This window comes from Ruminococcus sp., from assembly GCF_017650195.1.
Classification (GTDB): domain Bacteria; phylum Bacillota; class Clostridia; order Oscillospirales; family Ruminococcaceae; genus Ruminococcus.
In genome coordinates this window covers 1-7,255 of record NZ_JAGCFH010000001.1, presented here as the reverse complement: position 1 = coordinate 7,255, position 7,255 = coordinate 1, and the positions used below count along the sequence as shown (strand labels likewise).

The following is a 7,255-nucleotide window of genomic DNA, read 5'->3' as shown; positions in this document are numbered from 1 at the left end:
GTAAAACTGACATTCTGCGATCTCCACGGCAAACTAAAAAACATATCTATTCTTTCATCAGAGCTTGCAGTAACTTTTGAACGCGGTGTCAGGATAACAGCCAAAAAGATCACAGGTTTTGAAGCAGCTTCAGGAAAAGATCTCTTCCTATTTCCAGATGTAAACACCATGACAGTATTGCCATGGCGTCCTCAGCAAGGTAGAGTTATCAGAATGTTCTGCTTTATCCGTTATGCTGACGGTACTCCTTTTGAAGGTGACGGCAGATATTTCTTAAAAACAGCCATGAAGGCTGCCGTTTCAGCAGGATACTGTTTTCGTTTCGGTACCTCATGCGAATTTACACTCTTTGTAAACGATGAAAACGGTCTTCCTACAAAAACTCCTCATGATTATGCAGGCTACTGTGATGTTGCTCCAGATGACAAGGGAGAAAATATACGCCGTGATGTATGCCTTACACTTGAACAAATGGGTATACATCCTGTTTCATCACGTCATGAGAGTGGGTGCGGTCAGCACGAGATAGACTTCAACGCTTCCTCAGCGCTTAAGGCTGCTGATACTTTTCTCAGCTTTAAATCTGCTGTAAAATCAGTCGCTATCACACACGGAGTGCATGCAAGTTTCATGCCGAAACCCTTGCGCAACGACTGTGGAAACGGTATGCATATAAGCTTTAATATCTTCCCTGATAACGATCTAATGGAGGAAAATAAAGCCGAAGGAAATGAAGCACTGAAGAACGCAGCCGCTGGCATTATGAAGCATATAAGTGATTTTACGCTGTTCACAAACTCAACAGTTAATTCTTACGCAAGACTTGGAGAATTTTCTGCTCCCCGTGAGATAATATGGGCAAAGGATGAGGGTTCGCAGCTTATTCGCATGAATCCTGATGTTGACAATACTCCTGTTGAGCTCAGAGCCGCAGATTGTGTATGCGACCCATATTTTGTATTTGGTCTTATGATCTATGCATCACTTGACGGAATAAACTGTAAAATGAAGCTTCCAGCTGAAAACAGTCCGACTGAACATCTTCCTGTATCAATTGATGAAGCAGCAAATCGGGCTGAAAAATCTGAATTCATAAAAAAGTATATACCTGCAAATGTTCTTGAAGTCCTTGTCAAACGCAGTCGTGATGAATGGCATGAGTATTCAAGCGCTTATGACAAGGATGCATTTGAAGAAAAAAAGTATTTTTACAGTCTCTGACGGAGGTAAGCTTTGGAAAAGGTTCTTGTAATATCAAGTAATAAAAACGCCTCTGAAGCTCTTATAAACTTTCTCCGCGATTCGTTCAGATGTACTCCCAAGCTTGTTGAATCTGCTTACCAGGCAAAAACCTATCTCGATGTCGAGCCTTCTGTTGAACTGACTATAATCAATTCTCCGTTAATGGACGAATCGGGATTTGAGCTTGCAGAGTATATTATAGAAAAAACTGCAGCAAACTGTATATTCATGATTAAAGACGAACACGCTGAAAAGATCAACGACAATGCCGAAAAAAACGGTATAATCGTCATCGGAAAACCTTTCAGCCGAACTCTTCTGTATCAGCTTGTCAAAACCATAGATATAGCTGTTAACCGTTCATTGAAGCTATACCGTGAAAATCTGCGGCTTGAAGAAAAAATAGCCGAGATACAAGCTGTAGACAAAGCAAAATTCATGCTTATGCAGTATAAAGGCATGACCGAGGAGGAAGCTCACTCTTATCTCGAACAGTACGCTATGAACAAGCGTAAGAAGAAGAGCCTTGCAGCTCTTGCAATAATAGATAAGCTCAGCGAACAATATTTGTAACAGAGGTGTAAAAATGTTTGACAGCATCCACGAGGAATGCGGTGTTTTCGGTATTTACGAAAACGAAACAACAAATGTAGCCGCTTCGGTATATTTCGGACTTTACGCACTTCAGCACCGCGGACAGGAGAGCTGCGGTATAACCGTCTGTGACGACGGCATATTCAGACACAAACGCGCCGACGGTCTTGTATCCGAGGTATTTACCAAAGATGAGCTTGACAAACTTGGCTGTGGCAATATTGCTGTTGGTCATGTCCGCTATTCAACCACAGGAGGGCATAATCATAATAACATACAGCCGCTGGTCATAAGACATATCAAAGGAAATATGGCTCTCGCCCATAACGGCAACCTTGTAAACGCTTCTGAGCTAAGACGATCATTTGAAATGTCTGGAGCGATATTTCACGGGACTTCCGATACCGAAGCAATCGCATACGAAATAGTACGTGAAAGACTTAATACAAGCTCAACCGAAGAAGCGATAGAACGGGCGATGCCTAAATTAAGGGGCGCATATTCCTGCGTACTTATGACTGCTACAAAACTGATCGCATTTCGCGATCCCAACGGCTTCCGTCCCCTGTGCATAGGTAAAACCCATGACGAAGCATATATCGTTGCTTCTGAATCATGTGCTCTTGAAACTCTGGGTGCTGAATTCATACGCGATATTGAGCCGGGAGAAATAGTAGCTATCGGTCAGGAAGGACTGAATTCTATCAGAACAAACTGCCGTAAGGAACAAAACTCATGCATTTTTGAATACATTTATTTTGCCCGGCCAGATTCAGTGATAGACGGAGTATCCGTGCATCATGCAAGGCTGTGCGCAGGAAAGCTTCTTGCACAGAATAGCTCCGTTGACGCAGATATTGTTATAGGCGTTCCTGATTCCGGACTTGACGCTGCTCTTGGTTATGCCAATGAAAGCGGTATACCTTACGGTATAGGCTTTATAAAGAATAAATACATCGGTAGAAGCTTTATACAGCCGGAACAGCATCAACGTGAAAATGCCGTAAAAATTAAACTGAACGCTGTACGAGAGACCGTTGCTGGAAAACGTGTAATAATGATAGATGATTCTATCGTCCGCGGAACCACAAGTGCAAGGATAGTAAGACTTCTCCGTGAAGCAGGTGCCAAGGAAGTCCACGTCCGTATTTCCTCTCCACCATTCTTACACTCCTGCTATTTCGGAACCGATATAGATTCAGAAGAAAACCTAATCGCGGGAAAATGCAGATCTACAGAAGAAATTGCTAAATATATAGGAGCTGACAGTCTTGCATATTTACCAGTTGACTGTCTCGGAGAGCTCGTCAGCAATAAATTTGGCTGCTGCAAAGGCTGCTTTACCGGCAAATATCCTGTAGATACCTCAGGAGCTGGCTTCAAGAATAAATTTGATGAAAAAATACATAAATGATTTTGTAGTTGATTTATTCTAAATGGTATTCTTATGGAAAGTTTATTTTATAAATGGACAGCTCCTAAACCATTAATTATCTTAAGGTCATGCATCAATGGCGCTGCATGGCTGAAATAAACACCAATTATTCGGAGGAATAGAAAATGTGTACGATAATGGCATACTGCGGCAAAAGCGGCAGTACAGAACTGGTCTCATCGGGACTTGAAGCAACGATATCCCGCGGACCTGACGATCAAAGAATAATCGAAGTCGCAGACGGAGTACTAGGCTTTCAGCGACTTTCAATAATGGGACTAACCCCTGAGGGAATGCAGCCCTTTGAGCTTGAAGGTAACTATATCGTCTGCAACGGAGAGATATACGGCTTCAAAAAACTGCGTGACGAGCTGACAGCTAAAGGCTACAGCTTCAAAAGCGACAGTGATTGTGAGATACTCCTTCCTATGTACAAAGAGTATGGTACAGAAATGTTTGAAAAGCTTGACGCTGAATATGCCTGTGTAATATACGATTGCAAGCTTCATCAGTTTATTGCAGCACGTGATCCGATAGGAATACGACCTTTATACTATGGTAAAGCCGCCGACGGTTCCGTTATTTTTGCTAGCGAAGCAAAAAACCTCGTAAAGCTTTGCAAAAAGATAATGCCGTTTCCGCCAGGTCATTATTATAAGGATGGCAAATTCCACTGCTATTGTGATATAACATCTGTGGATAAGGTAATATACGACGATATAGACACTGTATGCAAGAATATCCATGATAAGCTTGTTGCCGGAGTTGAAAAACGTCTTGCTGCTGATGCTAAGGTAGGATTTCTGCTATCAGGAGGTCTTGACTCATCACTTGTATGCTCAATTGCTCAGAGAAAGAGCGACAAGCCTATACGAACCTTCGCAATAGGCATGAATACAGACGCTATTGACCTTAAATACGCTAAACAGGTCGCTGATTATATCGGAAGTGACCACACTGAAGTTATCATTACTAAGGACGATGTTCTCAATGCTCTTGACGAGGTTATACATCTCCTCGGAACTTATGATATAACAACTATCCGTGCAAGTATGGGTATGTATTTGCTGTGCAAGGCCATTCATGAGCAGACTGATATCAGAGTTCTTCTCACTGGCGAGATATCGGATGAATTATTTGGTTATAAATATACGGACTTTGCCCCATCTGCGGAAGCTTTTCAGAAGGAATCAGTCAAGCGAGTTCATGAGCTCCATACTTATGATGTACTTCGTGCAGATCGCTGCATTTCCGTAAATTCTCTTGAAGCAAGAGTTCCATTCGGTGATCTTGATTTTGTTAAATACGTTATGGCGATTGATCCGGAAATGAAGCTTAACAAGTACAACAAGGGCAAATATCTTCTCCGTCATGCATTTGAGGGAGACTATCTGCCACATGATATCCTTTTCCGTGAAAAAGCCGCATTCTCCGACGCTGTAGGTCATTCAATGGTTGACTATTTGAAAGAATACGCAAATAATTATTATTCCGATGAAGAATACGAGCTTAGATGCACCAATTATACTCATGCAAAACCTTTTACTAAGGAATCTCTTCTTTATCGTGAAATCTTCGAGAAATACTATCCAGGAAACAGTGAAATGATCATTGATTTCTGGATGCCCAACAAAGAATGGGAAGGCTGCAATGTTAACGATCCTTCTGCAAGAGTTCTTTCCAATTATGGCGAAAGCGGAAAATAAACAGATCAAGAACAGACATAAAGAACTAATATCCCCCTTAGAGTAGACACGCGAAAAACAAAAGTGTGAAAACTTTAAGGGGGGTCTTTATGCTTTTTTCCTTCTTGACTAAATAAAAAAGTTATCAAAGTAATATTTTGAACTATATCTGTATTTAAAAAACGTATTTATATCGTTATGCTTTTAAAACAAATAATAATCTTATGTCTTTTATATACGGCAAGTATACAAAATGTTATATTTGTTTGAATAAAATAGATTTTATCTTGACATTTTATACATTCGGTGATATAATATAATTACAATAGTATAAAAATGTTTGGAGGGAATGACATGAGTGAAAACTTTGATAATCATAATCCCAAAACTGAGTTAAAGGGCTTTACACTTATTGAAGTAATTATTGTAATAGCAATTATCGGTGTTTTGTCTGCCCTTATTGTTCCAAATGTTTTTGATTACATAGAGCTGTCAAGAAACAGGGCTGATGTTTCTGCTGCTAAGGTTATATGCGAAGCAATTCAAATGGAATGTGCTCTTGACGCTGATAAAATCGAATCATTTACCACAAATCCATGGGGCTCTGGAACAAATCCTGACGGCTCTACATATACAGCCGACGACCATGGATATGTGTATGTTGATAAGAAGGAAGTCCGCGTAAGTAATTATTCCATAGCCAAAATACTTGAGCAAAACGGATATATCAGATCGGCAGGTCCATTTAAAGGCGAAGTACACGAATATAAATATAGTAAAAGTGAATGCCGTGGTCTGATATGCAAATCCAACCGTTCGTGGTACCGATACCAGATCAATGTCAATTTGCGAAACGGAGAAGTATCATTTACATACTCTGCCAATTCAAAAACAGGCGAAAAGCGTAACGTTTCCGGTCAAAGTATAGGAACTAACCTGCATGACCAGCTTGCTTCCGAGCATTTTGCAAATATGATAGGCGGCGAAGCTGATAATATCGTTTCACTTCCTGATCTCGGAATATAAATGTTAAACTGTATTATTTATGCCCAAATAATGATATAGTGACATAAAAAGCTCCACAGTAAACTACATCTGTGGAGCTTCTGCTTTTATTCACCGCACTTGTGGATAACCTTTGAAGGACAGGCGTCCATACAAATACCACAATTAGTACATAAGCTGTAATTAATCGAAGCATGAAAATTATTTACTATTATCGCTTCGTTTGGACATTTCTTCTCGCATATCTTACAGCCGATACATCCATTTTTACATACTAGTTTTGTCGCCTTTCCGTTGTCTCCTGAAGAACACATAACGTCCATACGCTTGGCAACAGGTTTAATAGCGATAAGTTCATTAGGACATACAGCTGCGCACTGACCGCATGCTCCGCATAAAGAAGGGACCACCTTTGCAACACCGTTGACAATCCTGATAGCGTCATGCTCACATGCACTAACACAATCACCAAGACCCATACAACCATATTTACACATACCGTTTCCGCCGTAAAATCGCTTTACAGCTTTACACGACTGTAATCCGTCAAAGTGAAAAGCCTTACTAGTAGCTTCACAGTCTCCGTTGCAATGAACTACAGCTGTCATTTGTACTACCTCAGCAGCTGCTGTTCCGAGTATAGCAGCTATCTTACCAGCTGCATCCGTTCCGCCTGGACGGCATAGATTCGTAGGAGCCCCCTTCTGTATAATTGCAGCTGCATAATCAGCACAGCCTGCAAATCCGCAGGCTCCACAGTTAGCCTGAGGAAGCGATTCACTGATCTTTTCTATCCTCTCATCTACTTTTACATAAAATACTTTAGAAGCGACTGTCAGGAGCACACCTGCAAGAACACCGCATCCGCCAAGAATAAGTGCTGGAATGAGATATGTTGTCATACGTGCACCTCCCCTTTAACTGAACAGTCCTGCGAATCCCATAAAGCTCACAGAAACAATAGACGCAGCTATAAGTGTTGCAGGAACGCCTTTGAACGTTTCAGGGATATCAGCGTATTCAAGTTTTTTTCGCACGCCTGAAAAAATTATCAGAGAGAGCATAAAACCGAGTCCGCCGCCCAAAGCATTGATTATGGAATTTACAAAAGTAAAACCGTTGTCTATGTTAAGGACTGTTACGCCAAGTACAGCACAGTTAGTAGTTATAAGCGGAAGGTATACGCCGAGAGACTTATACAGTGATGGAACACATTTCTTCAGGAAATTCTCGACAAGCTGTACAAATAAAGCTATAACAAGTATGAATACTACAGTATCAAAATACTCAAGAT

General features: G+C 41.0%; 7 protein-coding genes. 5 read left to right on the top strand and 2 right to left on the bottom strand.

The window, feature by feature from the left end:
* The 5 genes from J6U00_RS00035 to J6U00_RS00015 form a co-directional block, all read left to right on the top strand.
* The coding region (locus J6U00_RS00035; RefSeq protein ID WP_296577325.1) for a glutamine synthetase family protein at positions 1 to 1,221 on the top strand (1,221 nt) is incomplete at its 5' end.
* A gap of 12 nt (positions 1,222 to 1,233) precedes the next feature.
* Positions 1,234 to 1,815 (top strand): ANTAR domain-containing protein, encoded by a 582-nt coding sequence (locus J6U00_RS00030; RefSeq protein ID WP_296577323.1) that lies wholly within the window; start codon positions 1,234 to 1,236, stop codon positions 1,813 to 1,815.
* A gap of 13 nt (positions 1,816 to 1,828) precedes the next feature.
* Positions 1,829 to 3,250: an amidophosphoribosyltransferase gene (purF, locus tag J6U00_RS00025; RefSeq protein ID WP_296577319.1), complete on the top strand. Its 1,422-nt coding sequence runs from the start codon at positions 1,829 to 1,831 to the stop codon at positions 3,248 to 3,250.
* 146 nt (positions 3,251 to 3,396) lie between these two features.
* Positions 3,397 to 4,977, top strand: coding sequence for an asparagine synthase B (asnB, locus tag J6U00_RS00020; protein WP_296577317.1), 1,581 nt, complete (start codon positions 3,397 to 3,399; stop codon positions 4,975 to 4,977).
* A 333-nt stretch (positions 4,978 to 5,310) separates the two neighbouring features.
* The gene (locus J6U00_RS00015) at positions 5,311 to 5,982 is read left to right on the top strand and encodes a prepilin-type N-terminal cleavage/methylation domain-containing protein (protein WP_296577315.1); all 672 of its coding nucleotides are present in this window, start codon (positions 5,311 to 5,313) and stop codon (positions 5,980 to 5,982) included.
* Between the two features lie 86 nt (positions 5,983 to 6,068).
* On the opposite strand, the gene J6U00_RS00010 is transcribed toward J6U00_RS00015, so the two are convergent.
* On the bottom strand, positions 6,069 to 6,863 hold the full coding sequence (locus J6U00_RS00010; RefSeq protein ID WP_296577313.1) for an RnfABCDGE type electron transport complex subunit B: 795 nt from the start codon (positions 6,861 to 6,863) through the stop codon (positions 6,069 to 6,071).
* Between the two features lie 15 nt (positions 6,864 to 6,878).
* The coding region (locus tag J6U00_RS00005; RefSeq protein WP_296577311.1) for an Rnf-Nqr domain containing protein at positions 6,879 to 7,255 on the bottom strand (377 nt) is incomplete at its 5' end.

Coding starts and splice junctions, on each gene's coding strand:
- J6U00_RS00015 (WP_296577315.1), top strand. CDS start 5,311: ATGAGTGAAAACTTTGATAATCATAATCCCAAAACTGAGTTAAAGGGC.
- purF (WP_296577319.1), top strand. CDS start 1,829: ATGTTTGACAGCATCCACGAGGAATGCGGTGTTTTCGGTATTTACGAA.
- J6U00_RS00010 (WP_296577313.1), bottom strand. CDS start 6,863: ATGACAACATATCTCATTCCAGCACTTATTCTTGGCGGATGCGGTGTT.
- asnB (WP_296577317.1), top strand. CDS start 3,397: ATGTGTACGATAATGGCATACTGCGGCAAAAGCGGCAGTACAGAACTG.